The sequence below is a fragment of the Enterococcus faecalis genome (assembly GCF_029024925.1).
Lineage (GTDB): Bacteria > Bacillota > Bacilli > Lactobacillales > Enterococcaceae > Enterococcus > Enterococcus faecalis.
On sequence record NZ_CP118962.1, the window covers coordinates 1,369,282 to 1,395,242 of the forward strand.

Here is a 25,961-nt window from a genome sequence, read left to right on the forward strand (position 1 = left end):
TACACTATGAATAAAGGTAAAAAAAACCTAAATTAGGAGATGATTTTTTTGTTTGACAAGACAGATCAATTGGGCGTTAATACAATCCGGACATTAAGTATTGAAGCCGTACAAAAAGCGAACTCAGGACATCCTGGTTTACCAATGGGTGCTGCCCCAATGGCGTATGCACTTTGGACAAAACATTTAAAGGTGAACCCAACAACTTCTAGAAACTGGGTTGATCGTGATCGTTTTGTACTTTCAGCAGGCCACGGCTCTGCAATGTTGTACAGCTTATTACATCTATCAGGATACAACGTAACAATTGACGATTTGAAAAATTTCCGTCAATGGGATAGTAAAACACCAGGGCATCCAGAAGTGCACCACACAGATGGTGTTGAAGCAACAACAGGACCTCTAGGACAAGGGATTGCTATGGCTGTTGGTATGGCAATGGCTGAAGCGCATTTAGCTGCAACTTATAATCGTGATAGTTTCCCTATTATGGATCATTATACGTACGCAATTTGTGGTGACGGCGATTTAATGGAAGGTGTTTCTCAAGAAGCAAGTTCAATGGCTGGTCATATGAAATTAGGTAAATTAATTGTCTTGTACGATTCAAATGACATCTCATTAGATGGACCAACTTCTAAAGCCTTTACTGAAAATGTTGGGGCTCGTTATGAAGCATACGGATGGCAACATATTTTAGTTAAAGACGGCAATGATTTAGATGAAATAGAGGCTGCGATTGAAGCGGCTAAAGCTGAAACAGATAAACCAACACTGATTGAAGTTAAAACAGTCATCGGTTACGGAGCACCAAAAGAAGGAACATCTTCCGTTCACGGCGCGCCAATTGGTGAAGAGGGCATTACAGCGGCTAAAGCTGTTTATGGTTGGGAATATCCTGACTTTACTGTGCCAGAGGAAGTCGCTGCTCGTTTTAAAGAAACGATGATTGACGAAGGCCAAAAAGCTGAAGAGGCTTGGAATGAGATGTTTAAGAACTATGAACATGCGCATCCAGAATTAGCCAAACAATTTAAAGAAGCTTTTGCCAACCAATTACCTGAAGGTTGGGAACAAGAATTACCTAAATATGAACTAGGAACAAGTGCCGCAAGTCGTGTAACAAGTAAAGAAACGATTCAAGCTATTTCAAAAGTTGTTCCAAGTTTCTGGGGCGGTTCAGCTGATTTATCTGCCTCAAATAATACAATGGTTGCTGCAGAAAAAGATTTCGAACCTGGTCAATACGAAGGCCGTAATATTTGGTTTGGTGTTCGCGAATTTGCAATGGCTGCAGCAATGAACGGGATTCAATTACACGGTGGTAGCCATGTTTATGGCGGAACATTCTTCGTCTTTACTGACTACTTACGTCCAGCAATCCGTTTAGCCGCTTTACAAAAAGTTCCTGTAACTTACGTCTTAACGCATGACTCTGTTGCGGTGGGTGAAGATGGGCCAACACACGAACCAATTGAGCAATTAGCAAGTGTTCGTTGCATTCCAAATGTTCATGTGATTCGTCCAGCAGACGGCAATGAAACTGTTGCTGCTTGGAAAATTGCTATGAATTCTACGGAAACACCAACTATTTTAGTTCTAAGTCGTCAAAACTTACCTGTTTTAGAAGGAACGTTAGAACACGCTTCTGATTCTGTTCAAAAAGGTGCTTATGTATTGTCACCACAAAAAGGTGAACAACCAGCAGGGATTTTAATTGCGACTGGTTCTGAAGTAAATCTAGCAGTGGAAGCACAAGCTAAATTAGCGGAAGAAGGCATCGATGTATCTGTCGTGTCAATGCCAAGTTTTGATTTATTTGAAAAACAATCTGCTGAATATAAAGAAAGTGTGTTACCTAAAGCTGTGACAAAACGTGTGGCGATTGAAGCTGCAGCAAGCTTTGGTTGGGAACGCTATGTAGGAACAGAAGGCAAAACAATCACAATTGATCACTTCGGCGCTTCTGCACCTGGCGGTCTAGTTCTTGAAAAATTCGGCTTTACTCCTGAAAATGTGGTTAATACCTATAAATCACTATAAATAAACATTAAAAAACCTGAATGCTTGTGATAGCATTCAGGTTTTTTTGCTTCATTTCTTTTTGGGAGCAAAGAGCATAAAGTGAAAAAATAATGCGAACAATTGGAACCCAATACCAGTTAAAGTAACACCAGACCAACCATAGTTTTGCCACATTAATGTACCAATCAATGAACCCAGTGAACCGCCGATGAAATAGAAAAACATAAAGACGGTATTGTTACGATTGCTGGCTTCTTCTCCCAAATTTTGGACGCGTGTTTGATTGGCTACTTGCCCAAATTGAGTACCGATATCTAAAACAATAATTGCTAAGATTAGTAAGACCACATGTGTTCCACCTAGAAAAAGTAAGATAAAACTACCGAACTGCATCAACAGGCCAATCAAAACAATCTTCCGCTCTGGATAATAATCGGATAGACGACCAATGATGGGTGCTACGAATGCTCCCGATAAACCAAAAATTGCTAAAATACCGACTTCTTTCGGTCCCCAATAATAAGCTGGACTACTAACAAAGAAAATTAATGTAGACCAAAAGATTGAAAAGGTTGCAAACATAAAAAAGCCATTGACAGTTGCTTCTCTTAACAAAGGTTGCGATTTGATTAGCTTAGGAAGACTTTTCAAAGAACCTAAATAAGTTAATCGATTTGAAGTTTGAGTATGTATCACTGTTTTGGGCAATTTTAATTGAAGTAGAACGACCAATGCTAACACGAATATTACGGCGATTAGGTAGACTGTTCGCCAAGAAGCTGCACTAGCAATGAAACCCGAGATCGTTCGAGACAATAAAATTCCTGTCAATAGTCCGCCCAGCATTCGACCTGTTACTTTACCACGGTTCGCTGGTCCCGCCATGACCGCAGCATAAGGAATAATAATTTGGGCGACAATAGAGAGCAACCCGATAAAAAAAGAAGAGAGTGCAAAAAGGAAAAAACTTGGTGCAAAAAACGCAGCACTTAGAGACAGCGAGGAGAGCGCGGCTACTCGAATGATTAATTTGCGACGATCAACGACATCGCCTAATGGAACAAGAAAAAGTAAGCCTAGCGCATAGCCTAATTGGGTCAGCATAGTAACAAAACCAATAGAACCAATACTGACTTGAAAGGCCTGAGCAATTTGGGTGCCAATTGGTTGAATATAATACATATTGGCGACCACGACCCCGCAAGTTAACGCTAATAAAAACGTCACTTGATTTGTTAAACCCGATTGTTGTTTCTTCATCTAACCACCTACATTTCTATGTAATTCATTTTGTAATACAACAACTACTCGGCAATAGTTGTTTTGATTACAAAAACAGACTTCTCTTATAAAGTTTGTTCAAAAAGTGACAAGTCCATTAAAAATTTTATCACAATAAATAAAGAAAAGTAAGAGGATAAATAACAAAAATCTCATCAAATTGAAAAGAAGAAGTGGTTGTTTTCACAAGTGTGAAGAGGGTTAATTAAATACAAACAAGATTTCAATTACATTACAGAAATTTTAAAACTCAAAATTTAATACGTTTATTTCTTGTTTCAATAGGAAATTAACGGTAAAATAGAAAAGTGAGACAGTGAGGAGGAAAAATGAATGAGCGAACAGTTAACAAGAAGTAGTAAACATATTCAAAAAGCTCTTAAAAAGCAAAAAGCTTATAAACGTGCTACCGCCGTTGCGGGGACTTCAATGATTTTAGCACCTGTGGTTGGTGCTGCGGTACCTGCCCAAGCAGAATCAAGCCAGCAAGCATTTATTAATGAAATCGGAAATTCAGCAGCAGCCGTTGCCAATAGCAATGATATGTATGCTTCCGTCATGATTGCTCAAGCGTTGCTAGAAAGTAGTTATGGTAGTTCTGGGTTAGCATCTGCACCGAACTATAACTTGTTTGGTGTAAAAGGAAGTTATAATGGACAATCTGTTTATATGCCAACAAAAGAATATTTAGACGGACAATGGGTGACCGTCACAGCAGCATTTAGAAGTTATAATTCTTATGCGGAATCGTTCCAAGATCATGCCAATGTTATTCGTTCCACTGCTTTTGGGGATACATACCATTATTCAGGCGTTTGGAAGAGTAATACTAGCAGTTATCGCGATGCAACAGCCGCTTTAGCTGGAAGTTATGCAACTGATCCAGGCTATGCCGAAAAATTGAATTGGTTAATTGAAGCATATAATTTAACTCAATATGATTGGGGAGCACCAGTCGCTCAAACCACTAGTTATTCAGATACAACGGGAACCGTTGATACAACAATCGATACAGCGGCTTCTGCAACAGCAACAGCAGAAACTGTAGCTAGTCAAAGTTACACTGTCGCAAACGGCGACACATTGTGGGACATTGCTGCACGTTTTGGAACGACAGTTGATAATTTAATGTCACTAAATGGATTAACATTGGATTCTGTTTTATCGGTGGGTCAAACCATCCAAATCGGTTAATTTTGCAATTATTTAGTTGAAGAAGGACCTTACAAAAGCAGTAGTTTTTGTAAGGTCTTTTATCGTGAAAATAGGTAGGGCCAGCAGCAATTATTGGATGAGTATAATCCGTTTTTTTATTTAATTTTTCACAAACTAAAATTCGTTTTTCTGGTAGAAATCGTTTTTTTGAGCTATGCTTAGAGAAAGAATTATTATATTGTTTGTAAAATTGGAGGATGTAGGATTATGACTAAAGGTTATGTAAAATCAGTAACAGAGTTAATTGGTCAAAGCCCAGTTGTGAAATTAAAACGGATGGTACCAGAAGGAGCTGCAGATGTTTTTGTTAAACTAGAGTTCTTTAATCCTGGTGGCAGTGTGAAAGATCGAATTGCTTTAAGCATGATCCAACAAGCCGAAGCAGATGGTCGCCTAAAACCTGGACAAACGATTATTGAGCCGACTAGTGGTAATACAGGCATTGGGTTAGCAATGGTAGGTGCTGCGTTGGGATATCCAGTTAAGATTGTGATGCCAGATACTATGAGTATTGAACGCCGCAAATTAATGCAAGCATATGGGGCTGATTTATTATTAACCCCTGGTGCCGAAGGAATGAAAGGGGCAATTGCAAAAGCTACAGCATTAGCAGAAGAACACGGATACTTCATGCCTTTGCAATTTAATAATCCAGCTAATCCAATGGTACATGAACAAAAAACAGGAAAAGAAATTGTTGATGTCTTTGGTAAACGTGGCTTAGATGCGTTTGTTTCTGGTGTTGGCACTGGAGGAACCGTTACAGGAGTTGGCCATGAATTGAAACGGATTTTTCCAGATATTGAAATTGTTGCAGTAGAACCAACGGAGTCGCCTGTTTTAGAAGGTGGCGAACCAGGTCCACATAAAATCCAAGGAATAGGCGCTGGCTTTGTCCCAGACGTTTTAGACACCACCGTTTATCAAAAAGTTGCCGCTGTTTCTAGTGAAGACGCATTAGAAACTGCTCGTTTAATGGGGCCAAAAGAAGGCATCCTTGTGGGGATCTCAGCAGGGGCAGCAATTAAAGCTGCCATTGATTTGGCAGTTGAATTAGGCGCAGGCAAACGTGTCTTAGCGCTGGTTCCGGATAACGGCGAACGTTATCTTTCGACAGCTCTTTACGAATTTCCAGAATAAAAAACACGCCAAAAAACGAGCATTTCTCTTAGTTTAGTAAAATGCTCGTTTTTTCCACGAGAATCCTACAATAATTCTTGTCAATCGTAATAAGAAATAGTATTATTTAAGAAAGATAGACAGGGGAGGGATACAAAGATGGACAACGTATTGGTTAAAAATGCACTTGCTGAATTAAAAGAAGCCAATATCCGAATTACTCCGCAACGTTATGCTATCTTGGAATATTTAATCGAAAATCATACACACCCAACAGCTGATGAAATTTATCGCGCACTAGAAGATCATTTTCCAAATATGAGTGTAGCAACGGTTTACAACAATCTACGTTTATTTACTGAAATCGGTTTCGTTCAAGAAATGAGTTATGGCGATGCATCTAGTCGTTTTGATTTTAGTTCGAAGAAACATTATCACGTGATTTGTCAAAAATGTGGTAAAATCGTTGATTTTCATTATCCAGGGTTAGAGGACGTTGAAATGGCCGCTAGTAAATTAACAGGCTTCGAAATTAATGAACATCGTTTAGAATTATATGGATTATGTCCAGATTGCCAACAAGCACAACAGGAGAATGTGTAAAAAATTACATACTGTTAAAAATTTATCAAAAGATAAGTCACTTGTCTAGGCAAATTTCACAAGCGTAAGAGTTTTCACTCTTATGCTTGTTTTTTTGTGTGGTTATTGACTTTTAAATTCTTAAAAACAAAAAATTAACTAGCTATTATTAAGAATTAGCAACAGTTTGTGAATTTTTTTATATGCGATTCACAAGCATAAAACTCGAATAAGCTTGATTCCTCTGATATATTTTAAACAGACAGAGGGAGACGTCACCTCTGCAAAACAAAGATTGTGAAAGAAGGGATTTACAACATGAAAGTCGTAGTCGTAGGATGTACCCATGCTGGAACTTCAGCAGTTAAAAGTATTTTAGCAAATCACCCGGAGGCGGAAGTCACTGTATATGAAAGAAATGACAATATTTCCTTCCTATCTTGCGGAATTGCCTTGTACGTTGGAGGCGTAGTTAAAAATGCTGCTGATTTATTTTATTCAAATCCAGAAGAACTGGCTTCTTTAGGAGCAACAGTGAAGATGGAACACAATGTTGAAGAAATCAACGTGGACGACAAAACTGTTACAGCGAAAAACTTACAAACGGGCGCAACTGAGACCGTTTCTTATGATAAATTAGTAATGACAACTGGTTCTTGGCCAATTATTCCACCAATTCCAGGAATTGATGCTGAAAATATTTTATTATGTAAAAACTATTCACAAGCCAACGTAATCATCGAAAAAGCGAAAGATGCCAAACGTGTCGTTGTCGTTGGTGGCGGTTATATTGGTATTGAATTAGTAGAAGCTTTTGTAGAATCAGGTAAAGAAGTTACTTTAGTTGACGGGTTAGACCGCATTTTAAATAAATATTTAGATAAGCCATTCACAGATGTTCTAGAAAAAGAATTAGTTGATCGTGGCGTTAATTTAGCTTTAGGTGAAAATGTCCAACAATTCGTAGCAGATGAGCAAGGAAAAGTAGCAAAAGTCATTACACCAAGTCAAGAATTCGAAGCAGATATGGTGATTATGTGTGTTGGTTTCCGTCCAAATACAGAATTATTAAAAGATAAAGTTGACATGTTACCAAATGGTGCAATCGAAGTCAATGAGTATATGCAAACAAGCAATCCTGATATTTTTGCTGCGGGTGATAGTGCAGTTGTTCACTACAACCCAAGTCAAACAAAAAATTATATCCCATTAGCAACGAATGCTGTTCGTCAAGGTATGCTAGTAGGTCGTAATTTGACTGAACAAAAATTGGCTTATCGTGGCACACAGGGAACTTCTGGCTTATATTTATTCGGTTGGAAAATTGGTTCAACAGGTGTGACAAAAGAAAGTGCCAAATTAAACGGACTAGATGTCGAAGCAACTGTTTTCGAAGATAACTATCGTCCAGAGTTTATGCCAACAACTGAAAAAGTTCTGATGGAATTAGTCTATGAAAAAGGAACACAACGCATTGTTGGTGGTCAATTGATGTCTAAATATGATATCACACAATCTGCCAATACTTTATCATTAGCGGTCCAAAATAAAATGACTGTCGAAGATTTAGCGATTTCTGATTTCTTCTTCCAACCACATTTTGATCGCCCTTGGAACTACTTAAACTTATTAGCCCAAGCCGCTTTAGAAAATATGTAATTAATAATAGAAAAAGGATGAAGAACAGAAGTTCTTCATCCTTTTTGTTAGTCACTAAGCGCTCCAGTTGTTTGGTTCATTAATGCCATTAATTGCTCTTTCGTTGTTCGTTTGATAGAAAGAGGGGGGAGATTATCTAAAGAAAAATAAGCACAATTCGAGGTTTCAATGTTTTTTTCAAAGGGATGATTTTCTAAAATCTCACAAGAAAAGATCATTTTATAGTACTGAAATAGTTGAGGAATGTCTTTTCGTTTATCTGTATCATAAACAGCAAGCAATTCTTTTGCTGTAACAACTAAGCCAGTTTCTTCCAATACTTCTTTTTCAATATTTTCTTTAGGGGAGCAGCCAATTTCGGCATAGCCACCAGGTAATGACCATTCTTTGGTCCGTAAATCTTCAACTAATAAAAAACGATTCTCTTTTTTTATTAAACCGCGAACATCTACTTTCGGTGTTGGATAACCTTCCTCTTTAGTTAAGATTTTTTCTAAGTCGGGCAAAACAGCCGCTTCGTGTCCGGTTGTGCTAACAAGTTGTAACGTAAGTTCTCGTAGTTCTTGGTAACGTTCTTGATCAAAAGCATCTTTCCCGTAAAAAAGACCTGCATCTGCCAATGCTAGCAACCGCTTATAGGTGTTCAGATAATCCATATACGCACGCTCCTCATAGACTTAATACGTTTAGTTTAACAGAAAAAAACAAAGGAAGGGCAGATTTAGCGAGAAAAGGCGTCGGTTTAAGGAAATAATAAAGAATAAATGACTAACTTACATTTTTAAACTACCTATGCTATTATTTAATAAAAAAGATTGGGTATACAATAATTTTGTTATGTAAACAAAAAGGGGGTTGTAAATTGAAAGAATTTATAATTATAAGGGAAAAAAATGCAGATAAAAAAACTCAAGCAGCACAAGAAGTATTGTTTAATCTTCCAGAATGGTTTGGCCTTGAAAAAGAGACCCGCAAGTATATCGATATAGCTAGCACTTTACCTATGTGGGTGGCAAAGGATGTAGAGAATAAAATACTCGGTTTTATAACACTTTCAGAAACAAGTAAAGATACAGTAGAAATCCATTGTATGGCAGTTAAAAAGCGGTATCATCGCAAAGGTATCGGCAAGTTATTGATAGAAAGCGTGGAAACGTATTCTAAAAATAACTATTTTTTTATTCAAGTCAAAACAGTTGACGAAGGAAATTATTCCGTGTACGATCATACTATTCGTTTTTACGAATCATTGGGTTTTAAGCGCCTTGAGGTTTTTCCGACATTATGGGACGCTTGGAATCCTTGTTTAATTTTAATTAAACACTTGATTTAATCTACAAAGGAGTTTTAGTATGTCAGTATTTATTAGAGAGTGTACCGTCGCAGACGTACCAGAATTAGAGGCCATTTGCCAAGAGACTTTTGCAGATACTTATGGAGATGGCGAAAACGAAGAGGATTTACAGGCACATTATGAGAGGAAATTTAGTCCAGCAGTTTTAGAAAGCGAAATCTTACATAAAGATTCGCAATATTTCTTTGCTTTTTATAATAATGAACTTGCAGGTTATGTGAAATTAAATCACGGTGATGCTCAGATTACCTATCAACATCCACAAGCGTTACAAGTTGAGCGCATTTATATTCGTAAATCTTTTAAGCGTTTAGGCTTAGGCAAACATTTGATTACGAAAGCAATTGAATTAGCGGAAGAAGCAGAAAAAGAGACGGTTTGGTTAGGTGTTTGGGAACATAATCATCCAGCGCAAAAATTTTATCAATCATTAGGCTTCGTCAAAACAGATGAACATGATTTTTATATGGGAAATGAACGCCATACCGATTATACAATGACGAAACAGTTAAAAGAGTCAACGTAAAGCAAAAACAAGGAAACGGACGCAGTGGAGCCGACGATTCCTTGTTTTTTTATCTTAAAATTGTGAAGGAGATTTTCCATAATATTTTTTGAATAATTTACTAAAATGATAGGCATCTTCGTAACCAACCGTTTTTGCCACTTCTTTGACACTTAAAGAATCATTTTTCAACAATTCTTTCGCATGGTTTAAGCGGATTTGAATTAAATAATTGATTGGCCCAACGCCTGTGGCCGCTTTAAAGGTTTTCGACAAATAAGTCGGGGTAACATATAACATTTCAGCTAACTGTTCCAAAGTAATTTCTTCGTCATGGTGCGTTTCCAGATAATAAATCGTATGATTGACTAAATTTCGTTTTCTTTTTTCCGTTTTCGATAGCCGAGTTTCAATTTTATTTTCTTGATCAACTGCTAAGCTTCTTAAAATATAGACCAATAGTTCAATAACTAAAGCTTTAATTTGTAACGCTGATTCAACTTCTTGATGGTTTAATTCATGAACAATTTGCCAAGCTTTTTCTAAAAAAGCACCATGTAAATGACTTAAATCTAATAAAGCTGATTTATTTGGAAATACGTTTCGCGCTAAGCCTTCTAAATAGAGATTTGAAATGCCAATGTGTAGTTGATGTGAGTAAGTTCCTGCTTTTTGTTGCTCACCATGTTCCGTTCGCGGATTAAAAAGAAACACCGTACCAGCAGTGGCATGGTACTGTTGCCCTTGAACAATATATTCAGATTCACCTTCTAAAAGAATAGATATTTCCAGAAATTCATGATGATGACAATTATAAGGGTGGGTCTCTTCGTTCCAAGGATCGAAGGCATATAAAATTTCAGGATTAAACGTTCGACTATTTGTGTAGTTCATAAAAAATCACTCCTACTTGTATCCGCTTTCTATACTATATTGTACATCAAAATATACAAGAATGCCCATTTCTTTTCCTATAAAAAAACAGTAATCTTATACACGTCCATAAAAACAAGAGAGAGTAGGGGAGAAAATGAATAGTTTTGAATGGATTTGGCAATATGCTAAAAAAAATAAGAATAAGTTACTGCTAGCTGTTATTTTTGTCGTTATTAACGCTATTTTAATTGTTATTATTCCATTGTTAACTGGCAGAATTGTAGACCAAGTAATCAATCAGGGGAAGATTGAAGAACTTGTCCCAATTCTTGGGACTATGATTGGGGTGACCGTTATTCGGACAGTTGTTCGTTATAGTTATCAAGTCTTGTTTGAATCGGTTGGACAATCTGCGTTATTTGACTTAAGAAAAGATATGTATGTCAAACTTCAAGAATTAGATTTTGATTTCTTTAATCATACACGTGTTGGCGACATTATGGCGCGAATGACAGGGGATACAGACGCTATCCGCCATTTTGTTTCTTGGGTCACTTATAACCTCTTAGAATGTATTTTATGGTTCATCGCAGCCGTGATTGTGATGGGGACGATCAATTGGCAATTGATGCTGGCATTAATTTTAATTACGCCTTTGATTTTTCTGTTAACACAAAAAATGTCGAAGGAATCGCATCCGGTATTTTTTGAGATCCGGGAAAGTTTTTCTCGGCTAAATTCGATGGTCGAAGAAAATATTGGTGGAAATCGGGTGGTTAAAGCTTTTTCTCAAGAACCTTATGAAATTGAAAAGTTTAACAAGCACAATGAAGACTATAAAAAATGGAATATGGCTTCTGCAGATGTCTCAAAAAAATATTTACCGTGGTTAGACGGTTTTGCAGGTAGTTTAAATGTTATTGCCTTAGTTCTTGGTGGCCTCTTTGTAATTCAAGGTCGGATGACAATTGGTGATTTAGTTGCCTTTAACGGCTTTCTCTGGATGTTGAACATGCCGATGCGAATGAGTGGCTGGTTGATCAATGATGTGCAACGCTTTACGGCATCGTCCATTAAAATTCGTCAGTTATTAGCAACGAAACCGAAGATTCCCATTGCTCGGGAAAAAGAAGCAGAACCAATCCAAGGTTATGTGACGTTTGATCACGTGTCCTTTCATTTTTCAGATGATCCAGAAACCCCCATTTTATCGGATGTTTCATTTTCAGCAAAACCTGGTGAAACAATTGGTATTTTAGGGGAAACTGGTTCAGGCAAAACCACTTTAGTTAACTTAATCGCTCGGTTCTATGATCCAACAAAAGGCACTGTTTATATTGATGGAAAAGATGCTAAAAGCTATTCTGTTCGTAAATTGCGAGAAAATATCTCCATGGTTATGCAAGATGTCTTTCTTTTTTCCAATACAATAGAAGATAACATTGCTTTTGGTAACACATTGGCTAACTTGGAACAAGTGCAAATGATGGCTGAAATTGCTGATGCCCATAGCTTTATTTCCAGAATGCCCGAAGGTTATGCAACAATTGTTGGTGAACGCGGCGTTGGCCTATCTGGTGGCCAAAAACAGCGGATTTCACTGGCCCGTGCCTTAACCAAAGATCCAGCTATTTTAATTTTAGATGACACAACTTCCGCTGTTGATATGGAAACAGAATCAAAAATTCAAAAAGAACTAGGTCGTTTGACGGAAAAGAAAACGACATTTATTATCGCCCACCGAATTTCTTCTGTGAGAGAGGCCAATTTAATTTTGATGATGGAAAAAGGCCGTGTGGTGGAAAGCGGTACGCATAGCGAATTAGTCGAACAAAAAGGCAAATATTTTGACGTATATCAAAAACAATTAGGTCTGACAAAGGAAGGTGAGTCGCGTGGCTAGAAATACGTTTGATGTGGATGAGACTTTAGAAAAAGAATTTAATTGGTCTCACTATAAACGATTAGGCGCCTATATTAAGCCTTACAAAAAAGCTGTTTTTAAAACATTATTTGTCATCATATTAGCTAATCTGGCAAGTATGTTAGGCCCTTACTTTACTAAAATTGCGATTGACCAAGTAATTCCACAAAAGAATCTCTCGTTACTCTTGATACTAGGAGCTATTTTCCTATTTTCCTTGGTAATTATTGGTTGGTGTATGCGTTATCGGATATATGCCATCACAGAAATTGGACAAGATATTTTAAAAGATATGCGTTTTTCAATTTTTGAGCATCTACAAAAATTACCATTTTCTTACTTTGACAGTCGGCCGCATGGAAAAATCTTAATTCGGGTGGTCAATTACATCAATACGTTAAGTGATTTACTAAGTAACGGATTGATCAATTTAATTTCTGATTTATTTAATGTGATTATCACCTTAATTTTCATGTTATTTATTGATGTGAAATTAACCTTATACAGTTTACTACTATTGCCTGTGTTGTTCGTGATGGTTCTGTTTATCCAAGGGAAACAACGGAAAGCTTACCAAGAGCTTAGCAATAAACAATCAAACTTAAATGCCTATATTCATGAAAGTATTTCAGGAATTAAAATTACACAATCTTTTGCACGAGAAGATGAAAATTTCCAGATTTTTAACGAGGTAAGCGAAGAATATCGTCAATCCTTTATGAAAGCTGTGCGTGTCCAGTATTTATTATGGCCAGCAGTGCAAAATATATCCGTCATTACGACTTGTTTTATCTATTTCGTAGGAATCCGTCAATTAGGTGTGTCCGTTACTACTGGGACGCTAATTGCTTTTATCGGTTATATCAATAACTTTTGGAATCCGGTCATCAATATTGGTAACTTCTACAATTCTCTGATTACTGCAACTGCCTATTTGGAAAGGATTTTTGAAACGATGGATGTTGTTCCAGAAATTCAAGATGCGCCGCATGCTATTGCGTTGCCGCCAATTAAAGGAACCGTCGACTTTCAGCATGTTTATTTCCGTTATGAAGAAGGAAAAAATATTTTGACCGATGTTAGTTTTCATATTGAGCCAGGACAAACAATCGCCTTGGTTGGGCCAACAGGTGCGGGTAAAACAACAATCATCAATTTGTTAAGTCGTTTTTATGATGTGAATGAAGGGGCCGTTAAAATTGATGGTTATGATGTTCGCGATGTGACACTCCGTTCGTTAAGGAAACAAATGGGGGTAATGCTTCAAGATACGTTTATTTTTTCAGGAACAATTATTGAAAACATTCGGTACGGAAATTTAACAGCCACAGAGGAAGAAGTTATCCAAGCCGCAAAAATTGTTCGTGCGCACGACTTTATCAAGGATTTAAAAGATGGCTATGAAACAGTTGTGGAAGAGCGGGGTAGTACACTCTCGGCAGGACAACGCCAATTAATTTCATTTGCTCGTGCTTTACTGGCAGATCCCAAAATTTTAATTTTAGACGAAGCAACCTCCAGTATTGATACAAAAACAGAAGAATTGTTACAAGAAGGACTACAACAACTTCTAAAAGGACGGACATCGTTTATTATTGCTCATCGACTTTCTACCATCAAAAATAGCGATAAAATTTTCTATATTGATGGTGGTCGTATTGTGGAAGAAGGATCTCATGATCAACTAATGGCAAAACATGCGTTATATCATCATTTATATCAATCGCAATACGACTTATTAAAGAGTTAGATGATAAAACAGAGAAAATTATTAGTTGAATCTTTCTCTGTTTTTCTGTATCGTAACCTTAACAAAGGAAAAAATGATGAGGTGCCAAATGAATCGGAATTTTGAAGTAGAATTAACAACATTATGTATGATTAGAAATCAGAAAAATGAAATCCTTGTGCAAGAACGACAAAAAAAGGATTGGCCTGGTTGGACGTTTCCTGGCGGACATGTTGAAAAAAACGAGGGCATGGAAACAGCCATGGTTCGCGAACTCCTTGAAGAAACAGGATTAGTGCTGAAGCCACAATTAGTAGGTGTTGCAGAATGGCTGAATGATTGTTCAGGTGCGCGGGAATTAGCCACATTATTCATTGCAGAAACAGCGGATGAACTACCAGAAGAAACGGAACAACCCTTGTTTTGGGTCACTGAAAAAGAATTGCGAGAAGGTCCTTTAGCTGGCAGTTTAGCAGAACTTTTCCCAGTATTTTTTGGCGAAAAGCAATTTTATTTTAAAAATAATACAGCTTAATGATTCAAACCTAAAAGATTAAATCAATCCCACTTATTAAAAGAGAGGAAATCTAAAATTAAACATTGCTATTTATAAGCAATGTTTGCTATTCTTAATAAAAGGGAATTAATTTTTTATATAATGAGGGGGAAAAAGTGTGTTAAAAAGAAAAGTGGGGATTGTCGCAGGCGTTTTCTGTTCAGCTTTGTTACTGACAGGTTGTGGCAAAAGTGCGAAAGATGAGTTCATTCAAGGGATTGGCAATCAAAACGCACAAGAATCTGGGGTTTGGGATTTCTCTATGTCAATTAGTGACATGAAATTTTCACAAGAAGATAGTGCACAAACGAATCCTATGATTGGGATGCTCATCACGCAAATCAAAGACGCATCGCTTTCTGGGAAGATTCAAGTAGATGCCAAAAAAGAAAAAGCATTCAACTTAGAGATGAAATTAAAAGCGATGGGAATGGATGTACCGATTTCATTGGTTGGATCAGTAGATAACGAAGGCAAAGAGCCAAAACTCTATTTAGCAACAGATATGATGGAATATATTGTCGCTGTCGCAGACTCAATGACTGACGGTGCTATCGATAGTTCTCAGTTAGATACAGAAAAACTAAAAGGAAAATACATTGATCTTTTAGCCATGAACGAGGAAAGTACGAAAGAATGGCAAGATACAATCAAAGAGTATCAAGAATCGGAAAAAGAACGAAAACAGTCTGCTAAGGAATACAAAGAGTTTTTAGAAGGATTAGACAAGGATACGTTCGAGAAAAAAGGGGATACCATTACCCATACGTTTACAAAAAAAGAATTACAAAAGTTAATCAAAATTACGACAGAAACATCTGAAAAAGGTAAAGAACAAGATCCTTTCGAAAAAATCAAAGATGTTTCTGCCAAAGTTTCTGTTAATACAAAAGAAAATAAAACAAATATGTTGATTAATGTGAAACCGCAGCAAGACAAGAACGTTGACATGGGACTTGAATCATTATCTAGTAAAATTAGCATTACACAAAAAGCCAAAAAAGCGACGATTTCAATGCCTAAGAAAGAAAATATTTTATCAGAACAAGAAGTTGAAAAAATATTTTCCGATAGCACCTCTATGACAGGTCTATCGACTGAAGACACGACTGTTGCGATCAATCAATAACGCTGAATGACCAATAAAAACGGTCCCTCAAAAAAAGTAACGAAAGACCTAGCATGATTGGGATGCTAGGTCTTTTTTGAATAAAAAAACAGCATTTTAGTTTTCTTTGAATTGTTGGTTGTTATTTTAGATGGTGTAAACAGTTTAAAATTAATACATTTGTTTTTGATTTAAATTCTACTGCTATTTTTAATCATTCTATTAAATAACAAATGTTTTCGAGTGTTTTTAAGCATTATTTTTGTTATGCAGAGTGGTTTTTTTATACAATGAGTATAATTTTAGATGAAGGAGTGTTTTAGGTGAAAAATCAACATTTAACTACGTCACAAGGAAGTCCAGTTGGCGATAATCAAAATTCGCTAACTGCAGGAGAATTTGGACCTGTCCTAATCCAAGACGTTCATTTATTAGAAAAATTAGCTCATTTTAATCGTGAGCGCGTACCAGAACGGGTTGTTCATGCCAAAGGTGCTGGTGCTCATGGTGTTTTCAAGGTGAGTTAATCAATGGCACAATATATAAAGCCGATTTTTTATCTGAAGTTGGCAAAGAAACACCTTTATTCGCTCGTTTTTCAACTGTAGCTGGAGAGTTAGGTTCATCAGATACATTGCGTGATCCTCGCGGTTTTGCGCTTAAATTCTATACAGACGAAGGAAATTACGACTTAGTTGGCAATAATACGCCCATTTTTTTCATTCGTGATGCAATTAAGTTTCCAGATTTTATTCATAGCCAAAAAAGAAATCCACGGACGCATTTGAAAAGTCCAGAAGCTGTTTGGGATTTTTGGTCTCATTCACCTGAAAGCCTTCATCAAGTAACAATTTTAATGAGTGATCGTGGCATTCCGTTGTCGTTCCGTCATATGCATGGTTTTGGTAGCCATACATTCAAATGGGTCAATGCTGCTGGAGAAGTATTTTTTGTTAAATATCACTTCAAGACGAATCAAGGAATCAAAAATCTAGAGAGTCAATTAGCAGAAGAAATTGCTGGGAAAAATCCCGATTTCCATATTGAAGATTTGCATAATGCAATTGAAAATCAAGAATTTCCTTCTTGGACATTATCTGTGCAAATTATCCCGTATGCAGATGCGTTAACAATGAAAGAAACTCTTTTTGATGTAACAAAAACGGTTTCTCAAAAAGAGTATCCGCTGATTGAAGTTGGCACGATGACTTTAAATAGAAATCCAGAGAATTATTTTGCAGAGGTTGAACAAGTAACCTTTTCACCAGGGAATTTCGTTCCTGGTATTGAAGCTTCTCCAGATAAATTATTGCAAGGACGTTTGTTCGCTTATGGGGATGCACATCGTCATCGTGTGGGCGCTAATAGTCACCAATTGCCGATCAACCAAGCAAAAGCGCCTGTAAATAACTACCAAAAAGACGGCAATATGCGTTTTAACAATGGCAATAGCGAAATTAATTACGAACCAAATAGTTATACTGAAACACCAAAAGAAGATCCTAAGGCGAAAATTAGTTCCTTTGAAGTTGAAGGAAATGTTGGTAATTATAGCTATAATCAAGATCACTTTACACAAGCAAACGCTTTGTATAATTTGCTGCCAAGCGAAGAAAAAGAAAACTTAATTAACAATATAGCGGCATCTTTAGGTCAAGTGAAAAATCAAGAAATCATCGCGCGTCAAATTGATTTGTTCACTAGAGTAAATCCAGAATATGGAGCACGTGTCGCACAAGCCATCAAGCAACAAGCATAATTTATATCACGTACGTGACAAAACCAGTCTAGATAAACTAAAGACTGGTTTTGTTTGCTTTTCAATGCTTTTTACTCTACTTTGTATAATGTATATTATGTAAACTATAATAAAATAAAAAACTTTAGACGATAAATTGCACTTCTCTTTCGACTAATTAATTTACCCAACTAACCTTACAAGTTGTTTGCTAAGCTAGTTGGGTTTACTGTTTATTGAAACGTTGGATTGTTCATTTCTTGATGAATTTCTTTGCTCGCTTCATATAGAAACAATGTTTGTTTTTTACTTGATGCATAATCGACAATGGGTTTTGGATAATTTTCTCCTAAATGTACATGATATTGCGTTTGTAAGGCTTCGTTCATTAGATTTGGTTGATGAATATACTTTTGTGGCACTTGCTTAAGTTCTGGAACATATTTTTTGATGAACTGGCCGTCATTATCAAATTTTTTTGACTGGATAATTGGATTAAAAATCCGAAAATACGGGACAGCGTCCGTTCCTGTTGAAGCAGCCCATTGCCAGCCACCGATATTATTGGCAGCATCATAGTCAATCAACATTTTTTGAAAGTATTTTTCACCCCAACGCCAATCGATGTGTAAATTTTTAACTAAAAAAGAGGCAGTAATCATTCTTAAGCGATTGTGCATCCAACCAGTTTGATTCAGTTGTCGCATTGCGGCATCAATTATAGGGTACCCCGTCTCCCCTTTTTGCCACTTGACAAACATTTCTGGGTCATTTATCCATTGAATATAACGAAATTTTTCTTGAATAGCTTCCTCTTTTTGTTGTGGAAACGCACTATAGATCATATTGTAAAAGTCGCGCCAAGCTAATTCTTTTTTGAAGGTTTCTTTACTTAAGCTAGAAGGCACAGATGCAAGCTCTTGCCAAATGGTGCGAATCGAAAGTTCTCCCGTTCTTAAAAAAGTAGACAGATGACTCGTTTGATCCTGATAAGGAAAATCACGCTTATTTTCATAGGATTGAAGTTTTTGATCAATAAAAGTATTTAAGCGCCTTCTGGCTGTTTCTTCGCCGACACTATAGTGTGTTAAAGGAATCCTCGCAATCTGTTCACGATAAGCTGCTTCCTCTTCTGGAAAAAGACACGCACTAAAAATTTTTTCAGCTGTATAGGAAACAGGAATCGGTGTTTCTTTAGGCGCCTCTTTCCATTTATTGTAATAGGGCGTAAACACTTGGTACTTGCTGCCATCGTTCTTCTTAATTTCTTCAGAGCCATGCAAATAGGCATCTTGAAAAGAGAAAGACTGAATATTATTTTCTTCAAAAAAGCGCATAGCTTGCTGGTCCCGCTTTGCCCCAAAGCCACAAGTATCTTCATTAAAATAAATGGCCTGCCAATCGGGTAATTTGCGTTTCAAACGTGAAAATAAATCTAATGGTTCGCCGACCATGATTTGTAAATGTGCCTCTTGATCGATTCGTTCTTTAAGCGAGGCTAAACTTGCAAAAAAAGCGTTATGATTAGCACTTTCTTGAATAAATTGTTGAGGATTCATTTGGAATAATAAAATCAATTCATCAGCTGCAGAATTTTGTAACGCGTGTGCTAATGCTTTATTATCCTGTAATCGTAAATCACGTCTAAACCACATTACTCTTTTCATTTTTAAATCCTCCTAAATACTTCGTCTTGCTTATCGTAACCGTGACTGCTGATTTTTAAAAGCAACTTGCCTAGACTTTTCAAAAAGCCGATAAAAACTGGGTTTTCAGCTTTTATCGGCTTTTTGATTAAATTAATAGGAAATATTAAAAGCTTTCATATCTTTCTCAATATATTGTAGGACTTCTGTATTGCCAAAAAATTGTGTAAAATAATAGGCTTGACGATAGTCATCGGCTGTGTCTTCCCCGAGCATTTGTTTATTAAAGGCTTTTTCATATAAAAGATAATCTAGCAAATAAATGGAGTGTTTGTCACGACAAATCTGAATCCCTTTTTCGCTTAAAATGACACTTTTTTGGTAATCTTTTATTTCCGAGTAGAATTTAGCAGAATTATAATAAATTCTACAACGCTCCAAAGAACATTCTAATTTAAATTGTTCCAATTCTTGTAATGATTTTTCGTAATACACTTGCGCTTTTCTCATATCTTTTTCCAGTTCGTATAGCGTACCTAGCGCATTCAGGCTTAAAATGTTGTAAATATTGACTTTACGGTCAATTTCCGCGCCCCGGTATAGGTAAAACAAGGCCTCTGCTTTATCTTTTTTTCCTAATAAACAAGTAATTCCCTTATAATATAACAATTTAGTCGTTAGTTCATTATTAGATAAGATAAGACCTTCAGGCACTTCTTGTAATAATTTGTAGGCCTCTAAGTGAAATAACCGTAAAGATAAATCCTCGACTTTGTTTAGTAGATTTTCAATTTTCTTTTCTTCAGAAATCATCATACATTCTTCTACTTCTAAATCTAATCGGAGGCAAATAGATGAGAAAATATCTAAACTGTCACATAGATTACGGTTTTCAATATTACTAATTGTTGCTTGCGTACAGATGCCGTTAGCCAGCTCTGATTGTGTGATTTTTTTAAGTTTTCTCGCTTGTTTTATTTTGTCTCCTGCTACCTTCACGAACAGACCTCCACTTGTATTATTATGTAAATTCATTAAAAAATGTTATACTTTGATTATCAATTAAAGGAGGTACATGCTATGTTTGATTTACTTGCATTATTGACTGGAACATCAACTTATGGCAACGTTCCCCATGTTTAATTAGTCAATGCGTGTCAAGTATGGTCTTCCATACTTGGCATGTTTCCTTTAAAACTGACTCAATCATACTACAAACGGATAGACAAATACAACCGAAAATCATTGGTTTTTTATTAAGAAAAAGAACAGCAAGAAGTAGTTATCACTTCTTGCTGTTCTTTTGTTTAGTTAGGTGTATTTAGATTTAAAATGATTTGTTCCGGCGTAATTTCATTATGATCTGACATCATTGGCTCTACGCTTAAATAACTTGAAGTATTTGTAATGATAACCATGACAGTTGAGTCAAGCCCAGCTTCTTTAATGGCTTTTCGATCGAACGTTCCTAAAAGATCTCCTTTTTTAACACGGTGACCTTGGGTTACTTGTGTCTGAAAGACCTCCTGCCCCAATGTGACAGTATCAATTCCTATATGAATTAATACTTCAGCTCCTGCGTCCGTTTGGATACCATAAGCGTGCCCAGTTTCTGCAACCAAGTTTAATAAACCATCTGCAGGCGCGTAAACCTTGTTCGCTGTTGGCATGATTGCTAAACCTTTGCCCATCATCTCGCTTGAAAATACCGGGTCATTAACAGCAGTAAGATTCATGGCGTAACCAGTTACCGGAGAAAAAAGTTGTTCATCTAAGGTATTGTGTTGCATTTCAAAGACTTCGCGTTCTTCCTCTTCGATTACTTTATCTGAAATCAAAACCTCTTGCGGAATTGCAAATAGACTGGTTAATGCATAACATACACCGACAGATAAAAGTGCGACTAATAAATAGATCACTAATTGATGTGCACTATAGATATACATTAAGAAAGAAGGAATAACGGCTAAGCCATAAGAATTTGATTGAATATGAAAAATAGCTAAAATTGCTCCGCCTAAACCTGATGTAAACAAGACACATAGCAGCGGTTTTAAGTTCCAACGAATAAGTAATCCAAATAACACAGGCTCACTAACTCCAAATAATTGAGACAACATAGAACCAATGGCTGTCGACTTCACTTTGCTATCTTGCGCTTTTTTCGCAAAGGCTAAACAACTGCCAACGTTAGCAAACCCATACATGGCACATATTGTAATCAATGCATTAAATCCTGTATTTGCTAATAATGATGTTTCTACCATAGTTAGTGTATGATGAATACCAATCAAAACCATTAAAGGATATGAGGCACCAATCACGAAACCACCTAGTCCTAAGGGCAACCCAATCAACCATTGGACAACATCTACCATGCCTAACTCAACGGTATGCAAAATTGGGCCAATTCCGAGAATCATGATTAAAAAAGTAATTAACATAGTCATAAAAGGTGTAAAAATTTGATCAAGAATATTCGGCATCTTTTTTCGGAAAAAAAGTTCAATCTTTGCGCCAATTATACCAGCAGCAATTGCACTTAAAACGGACCCTTGTGCACCGACAACTGGGATAAAACCAAAAGCCATAATAGCTTTCACGCCAGAATCTGGTGTTGCAACTGCATAAGCGTTTGGTAAAATGGGTGATACCATCATTAAACCAATAACAATCCCGATTACAGGTGTCGCATTAAATGCTTTAAAGGTAGACCAAACAATCAAAGCTGGCAAAAAGGCAAAGACGGTATCTGTAATGACAGAGACAATTTGTTGAAAGCTTTCAGGAATATTGGCTACACTTGCTCCGAATAATTGTAAAAAAGTGTCGTTAAAAATAACACCTTTTAACCCTAGGAACAATCCTGTTGCTGCAATTACCGGAACAATTGGAATGAATATTTCACTTAAAATGCGCATTGTTTTGCGCATGCCCGTTTCATTATTTTTTAAAATTGCTGTTTGCTCTGCTTTTGACACAACATTGATTCCAAGTTTTTCTATTTCATCATACACTTTAGTCACAATACCAGTTCCTAAAATCACTTGGTATTGACCACCATTATAAAAAAGCCCCCTTGACTAAATCGATTTTTTCTAGTTGTTTACCATCTACTTGTTCATGGTCCTTCAAAATAAAACGTAACCGCGTTTGACAATGGGTGACCGATATAATGTTATCCATACCGATTAATTGAATAATGTCTTTGGCTGCCTGCTGATAATTTTCTGCCATGTTATACTCCTCCTAGCTACTCATTTATAGTAATCAATAGTCCTTGATAGCTTTTTAATAATGTTCCCTGCTGAACTAATTGCTCTCGTTCTTCAGACTGTGTATCAAAAATAACTGTGCCATTAACTAAATAATGAGGGATTGGAACCGCCTCACCAAAATTAAAAAAGGCGTAAATCGTTTTTTCATTTAATTTGCGTTTATAAGCAATAACATTATCTGGAAGATTTGATAGTCCCTCAAATGTTCCATAAAGTAAGATGTCTGTATAGGGACTCTTTTGACGAAATGCAATCATCCGCTTATAGAAATGAAAAATACTTTGACTATTTTTTATTTCTGCTTCGGCATTGATTTCTTTATAATTATCCACCATTCCTAACCAAGGTTTGACGCTTGAAAAACCGCCATACATAGAATCATTCCATGGAAAAGGCGTGCGGGCATTGTCTCGACTACGCAAATTGACAAGTGACAAGGCTTCTTTGGGCGTAAATCCTTCTTTTATTGCTCGATAGTATTGATCAATGCTAGAAATATCATCGAATTCATCAATCGAACCCCTTTCAAAATTGGTCATTCCTAATTCTTGTCCTTGGTAAATAAAAGGCGTGCCCCTTAAAAAGAAATACATGGCGCCGAATGTTTTAACCGCATTTGGCTGTTGAGCCTGTTCTTTTAAATATTTTGTTGTCGCTCGAGGTTGATCATGATTTTCAATAAAATTTGCACTCCAACCAGCCTCTTGCATGGCTTCTTGCTGTTTGAAAATTAATGTGCGTAAATCATTCCAAGACCAATTGATTCTATAAAACCATTCGCTTCCTGATTTCACATCCAAATCAGCCCATTTGAAGTCAAAAATCATGTCGAAATACCCTGTTTCTCCAATAAATTCTGATAAATTTGGATAATTGACGCCGGCCGCTTCAGCAACTGTGACAATATCAAAACCAGCAAAAGCTTTTTCTTTTAATTCGTTCAGAAAGTCACTCATTCCTGGCATGTTTCTACTAGCTTTTGTTACTTTGGCTAATTGATCTGCCCCATCAGCAGGTAAGTTTGTCCAAGTCAAATCTTTCTTAATAAAATTAATCGCATCTACACGAAAACCAGCAATTCCTTTGTTTAACCAAAAACGAATCATTTGATAGATTTCTTTGCGTAGTTCAGGATTTTCCCAATTTAAATCCGGCTGTTTTTTATGAAAGGCATGAAAGTAGTAGGCATCTTCCCCAGGTAATTTTTCCCAAACACTACCACCGAAGTTAGACCGCCAATTTGTAGGTGCTTCTCGTCCTTCTTTTATAATATAAAAGTCTCGAAAACGACTTTGAGGATTTTTTAAAACATCTTGAAACCAAGCATGTTCATCAGATGTATGGTTTACCACCAAATCTAAAATAACTTTTATGTTTCGTTTTTTTGCTTCTTCAATGAGTTCATCGAAGTCTGCCATTGTACCAAAATCGCTAGAAATACCATAATAGTCTGAAATATCATATCCATTGTCAGCCATTGGCGACGGGTACATTGGACTCAGCCAAATCAGCGTAATTCCTAAATTTTCTAAGTAATCCAGTTTTTGAATAATGCCTTGTAAATCACCAATTCCGTCATTATTACTATCCGAAAAGCTACGTGGATAAATTTGATAGGCCACTTCTTTTTGCCACCAATTTCTGTTCATTCTGGTTCTCCTCACTCTTAAACTAGTCCTGTTAATTTTTTCTGTAACCGTTTTTACATTTTGTATGATACTCGTTTTTGCGTAATATGTCAAACGTTTATCATAAATAAATGTAAATTATAATATTCTTTTGATTTAAATAGATTTATATATGTTATACGTTTGACTTTTTTCTGATTTGTTTATACTATTAGACTAACTACTATTTTCTAATAAAGGAGACATTACTTATGTCAAGCATCATGAACCAATGGACTGATGAATTACGTTATGCGCCTTATTCTTCTTGGACATCTGCTCACCTCGAAAATCTAACTTCTATTATCGCGCAATCTAGTTGGCGTTTTAAGTATCATATTCAACCACAGACAGGACTACTAAATGATCCCAACGGTTTTTCGTATTTCAATAACCAGTGGCATTTATTTTATCAAGCGTTTCCTTTCGGGAGTGTTCACGGACTAAAAAGTTGGGCCCACTTAACTTCCTCCGACTTAATTCACTGGGATTATGAAGGAATTGCCCTTTATCCCGACTCTGAATATGATTCTCATGGCGTCTATTCAGGCTCAGCTTTACCAATAGATAACCAACTATGTTTATTTTATACAGGAAATGTTCGTGATCAAACTTGGCAACGATTTGCATATCAAAATATTGCATGGCTGAATTCTTTAGGTGCGATCACAAAGGAATCAACACCATTCCTACCTATTGACCCCAATTATTCTTCCCATTTTCGTGATCCGATGGTATTTCCTTATCAAGAAGGACTTGTTTTATTAATTGGTGCTAGTGATTTAAATGGACAAGGAAAAATTGTGGTCTATTTTTCTAAAGATCGAAATGTACACAATTTTCATCAACTTGGCGAATTGACGTTCACCAACCAAGAATTAGGCTACATGGTTGAATGTCCTAATTTGGTATTTATTGATGGCCAGCCTGTCTTATTATTTTGCCCACAAGGTCTATCTCCATCTGTAAAAAGTTATCAGAATATCTATCCGAATATGTACACATTGGCCGAAACGTTTGATTTGGAAAATCTTTCTTTAGTTCAGGCTGGGCCTTTTGAAAATTTAGATGAAGGATTTGATGTCTACGCCACTCAAGCCTTTAATGCGCCAGATGGTCGTGCACTTGCGGTCAGTTGGATTGGGTTGCCAGAAATCACTTACCCAAGTGATGTGGAGGGTTGGGCAAATGGCTTAAGTCTGGTTAAAGAACTCACAATTCACAACGGGAAACTATTTCAATATCCAGTTTCTGAAACAGAAATGCTTCGTCAATCCGCCACTATTTTATCAAATGGCTGCCATTTTTTATCTACTGCTTCTTTTGAATTAGAAGTGGATATTCCCAAAAATGAGATTGCTTTTATTCGGCTTTTAGCGAACGAAACGGGTTCAAAAGGACTTTTAATTACAATTGATACGATTCATGGTAAAATAACCCTTGATCGAACATTTGCTGGCCAACCTTTTGCTGAAAAGTATGGCACAATTCGTGAAACTAAAATTAGGAAAAATAAGTCAGTTCAGTTAACTATTTTTGTTGATTGCTCTGTTGCAGAAATCTATGTAAATAAAGGTGAAAAAACGATGACTGGTCGCTTCTTTCCAGATAAAGCGCAACAGTATCTTCATCTATCCAAGACGGCAAAAGCTTGTTTTTATGAGCTGGAAAATACGAATAATTAGGAATGATGGTGAAT

General features: G+C 36.5%; 18 protein-coding genes and 2 pseudogenes. 13 read left to right on the plus strand and 7 right to left on the minus strand.

All coding sequences use genetic code 11. The features are described 5' to 3' along the window. The first annotated feature begins 48 nt into the window (after window positions 1–48). Window positions 49–2,043 (plus strand): transketolase, encoded by a 1,995-nt coding sequence (gene tkt, locus PYW42_RS06745; RefSeq protein WP_002389001.1) that lies wholly within the window; start codon window positions 49–51, stop codon window positions 2,041–2,043. A gap of 51 nt (window positions 2,044–2,094) precedes the next feature. Here tkt and PYW42_RS06750 read toward each other — a convergent pair whose 3' ends face one another. Then, window positions 2,095–3,285 (minus strand): MFS transporter, encoded by a 1,191-nt coding sequence (locus tag PYW42_RS06750; protein ID WP_002389157.1) that lies wholly within the window; start codon window positions 3,283–3,285, stop codon window positions 2,095–2,097. 354 nt (window positions 3,286–3,639) lie between these two features. Here PYW42_RS06750 and PYW42_RS06755 point away from each other — a divergent pair, with 354 nt between their 5' ends. The 4 genes from PYW42_RS06755 (at window position 3,640) to PYW42_RS06770 (ending at window position 7,881) form a co-directional block, all read left to right on the plus strand. Beyond that, window positions 3,640–4,500 carry a glucosaminidase domain-containing protein gene (locus PYW42_RS06755; protein ID WP_002357562.1) on the plus strand — a complete coding sequence of 287 codons (861 nt, stop codon included), beginning with the start codon at window positions 3,640–3,642 and terminating at the stop codon, window positions 4,498–4,500. 228 nt (window positions 4,501–4,728) lie between these two features. Further along, window positions 4,729–5,661: a cysteine synthase A gene (gene cysK / locus PYW42_RS06760; protein ID WP_002366697.1), complete on the plus strand. Its 933-nt coding sequence runs from the start codon at window positions 4,729–4,731 to the stop codon at window positions 5,659–5,661. 138 nt (window positions 5,662–5,799) lie between these two features. Beyond that, window positions 5,800–6,243: a Fur family transcriptional regulator gene (locus tag PYW42_RS06765; RefSeq protein ID WP_002357560.1), complete on the plus strand. Its 444-nt coding sequence runs from the start codon at window positions 5,800–5,802 to the stop codon at window positions 6,241–6,243. Between the two features lie 297 nt (window positions 6,244–6,540). After that, window positions 6,541–7,881 carry an NADH oxidase gene (locus tag PYW42_RS06770; RefSeq protein ID WP_002369384.1) on the plus strand — a complete coding sequence of 447 codons (1,341 nt, stop codon included), beginning with the start codon at window positions 6,541–6,543 and terminating at the stop codon, window positions 7,879–7,881. 47 nt (window positions 7,882–7,928) lie between these two features. Here the strand turns inward: PYW42_RS06770 and PYW42_RS06775 are convergent, their stop codons facing one another. Continuing rightward, window positions 7,929–8,537, minus strand: coding sequence for an NUDIX hydrolase N-terminal domain-containing protein (locus PYW42_RS06775; RefSeq protein ID WP_002389166.1), 609 nt, complete (start codon window positions 8,535–8,537; stop codon window positions 7,929–7,931). Between the two features lie 176 nt (window positions 8,538–8,713). On the opposite strand from PYW42_RS06775, the gene PYW42_RS06780 reads away from it, so the two are divergent. Together PYW42_RS06780 and PYW42_RS06785 are read left to right on the plus strand one after the other, a co-directional pair. Beyond that, on the plus strand, window positions 8,714–9,214 hold the full coding sequence (locus tag PYW42_RS06780; RefSeq protein ID WP_002409964.1) for a GNAT family N-acetyltransferase: 501 nt from the start codon (window positions 8,714–8,716) through the stop codon (window positions 9,212–9,214). A 19-nt stretch (window positions 9,215–9,233) separates the two neighbouring features. Then, window positions 9,234–9,761: a GNAT family N-acetyltransferase gene (locus tag PYW42_RS06785; protein WP_002357555.1), complete on the plus strand. Its 528-nt coding sequence runs from the start codon at window positions 9,234–9,236 to the stop codon at window positions 9,759–9,761. A 54-nt stretch (window positions 9,762–9,815) separates the two neighbouring features. Here the strand turns inward: PYW42_RS06785 and PYW42_RS06790 are convergent, their stop codons facing one another. Continuing rightward, the gene (locus PYW42_RS06790) at window positions 9,816–10,634 is read right to left on the minus strand and encodes a helix-turn-helix transcriptional regulator (protein ID WP_002357554.1); all 819 of its coding nucleotides are present in this window, start codon (window positions 10,632–10,634) and stop codon (window positions 9,816–9,818) included. Window positions 10,635–10,770: 136 nt separating this feature from the next. On the opposite strand from PYW42_RS06790, the gene PYW42_RS06795 reads away from it, so the two are divergent. The 5 genes and pseudogenes from PYW42_RS06795 to PYW42_RS06815 all read left to right on the plus strand — a co-directional run bounded on the left by PYW42_RS06795 (window position 10,771) and on the right by PYW42_RS06815 (window position 17,692). Continuing rightward, window positions 10,771–12,519: an ABC transporter ATP-binding protein gene (locus PYW42_RS06795; protein ID WP_002389362.1), complete on the plus strand. Its 1,749-nt coding sequence runs from the start codon at window positions 10,771–10,773 to the stop codon at window positions 12,517–12,519. Further along, on the plus strand, window positions 12,512–14,290 hold the full coding sequence (locus PYW42_RS06800; protein ID WP_002363967.1) for an ABC transporter ATP-binding protein: 1,779 nt from the start codon (window positions 12,512–12,514) through the stop codon (window positions 14,288–14,290). The genes PYW42_RS06795 and PYW42_RS06800 overlap by 8 nt, the downstream gene beginning before the upstream one ends. 88 nt (window positions 14,291–14,378) lie before the next feature. Continuing rightward, on the plus strand, window positions 14,379–14,804 hold the full coding sequence (locus tag PYW42_RS06805) for an 8-oxo-dGTP diphosphatase (RefSeq protein ID WP_002385906.1): 426 nt from the start codon (window positions 14,379–14,381) through the stop codon (window positions 14,802–14,804). Between the two features lie 139 nt (window positions 14,805–14,943). Beyond that, window positions 14,944–15,954, plus strand: coding sequence for a hypothetical protein (locus tag PYW42_RS06810; protein ID WP_002389351.1), 1,011 nt, complete (start codon window positions 14,944–14,946; stop codon window positions 15,952–15,954). 302 nt (window positions 15,955–16,256) lie between these two features. Continuing rightward, window positions 16,257–17,692 (plus strand): annotated as a pseudogene (locus tag PYW42_RS06815) (catalase). A gap of 212 nt (window positions 17,693–17,904) precedes the next feature. On the opposite strand, the gene PYW42_RS06820 reads toward PYW42_RS06815, so the two are convergent. The 4 genes and pseudogenes from PYW42_RS06820 to PYW42_RS06835 form a co-directional block, all read right to left on the minus strand. After that, a complete protein-coding gene (locus PYW42_RS06820) occupies window positions 17,905–19,338 on the minus strand; it encodes a cryptochrome/photolyase family protein (protein ID WP_002389161.1) in 1,434 nt (477 codons plus the stop codon). Between the two features lie 132 nt (window positions 19,339–19,470). Then, window positions 19,471–20,352 (minus strand): helix-turn-helix domain-containing protein, encoded by an 882-nt coding sequence (locus tag PYW42_RS06825; protein WP_002378272.1) that lies wholly within the window; start codon window positions 20,350–20,352, stop codon window positions 19,471–19,473. A gap of 272 nt (window positions 20,353–20,624) precedes the next feature. Further along, a pseudogene (locus PYW42_RS06830) lies at window positions 20,625–22,554 on the minus strand (sucrose-specific PTS transporter subunit IIBC). 16 nt (window positions 22,555–22,570) lie between these two features. Further along, entirely contained in the window at window positions 22,571–24,244 is a 1,674-nt protein-coding gene (locus PYW42_RS06835) for a glycoside hydrolase family 13 protein (RefSeq protein ID WP_002389053.1), read from the minus strand. A 242-nt stretch (window positions 24,245–24,486) separates the two neighbouring features. Here PYW42_RS06835 and PYW42_RS06840 point away from each other — a divergent pair, with 242 nt between their 5' ends. Further along, the gene (locus tag PYW42_RS06840; RefSeq protein ID WP_002409961.1) at window positions 24,487–25,947 is read left to right on the plus strand and encodes a sucrose-6-phosphate hydrolase; all 1,461 of its coding nucleotides are present in this window, start codon (window positions 24,487–24,489) and stop codon (window positions 25,945–25,947) included. The last annotated feature ends 14 nt before the right edge of the window (window positions 25,948–25,961 follow it).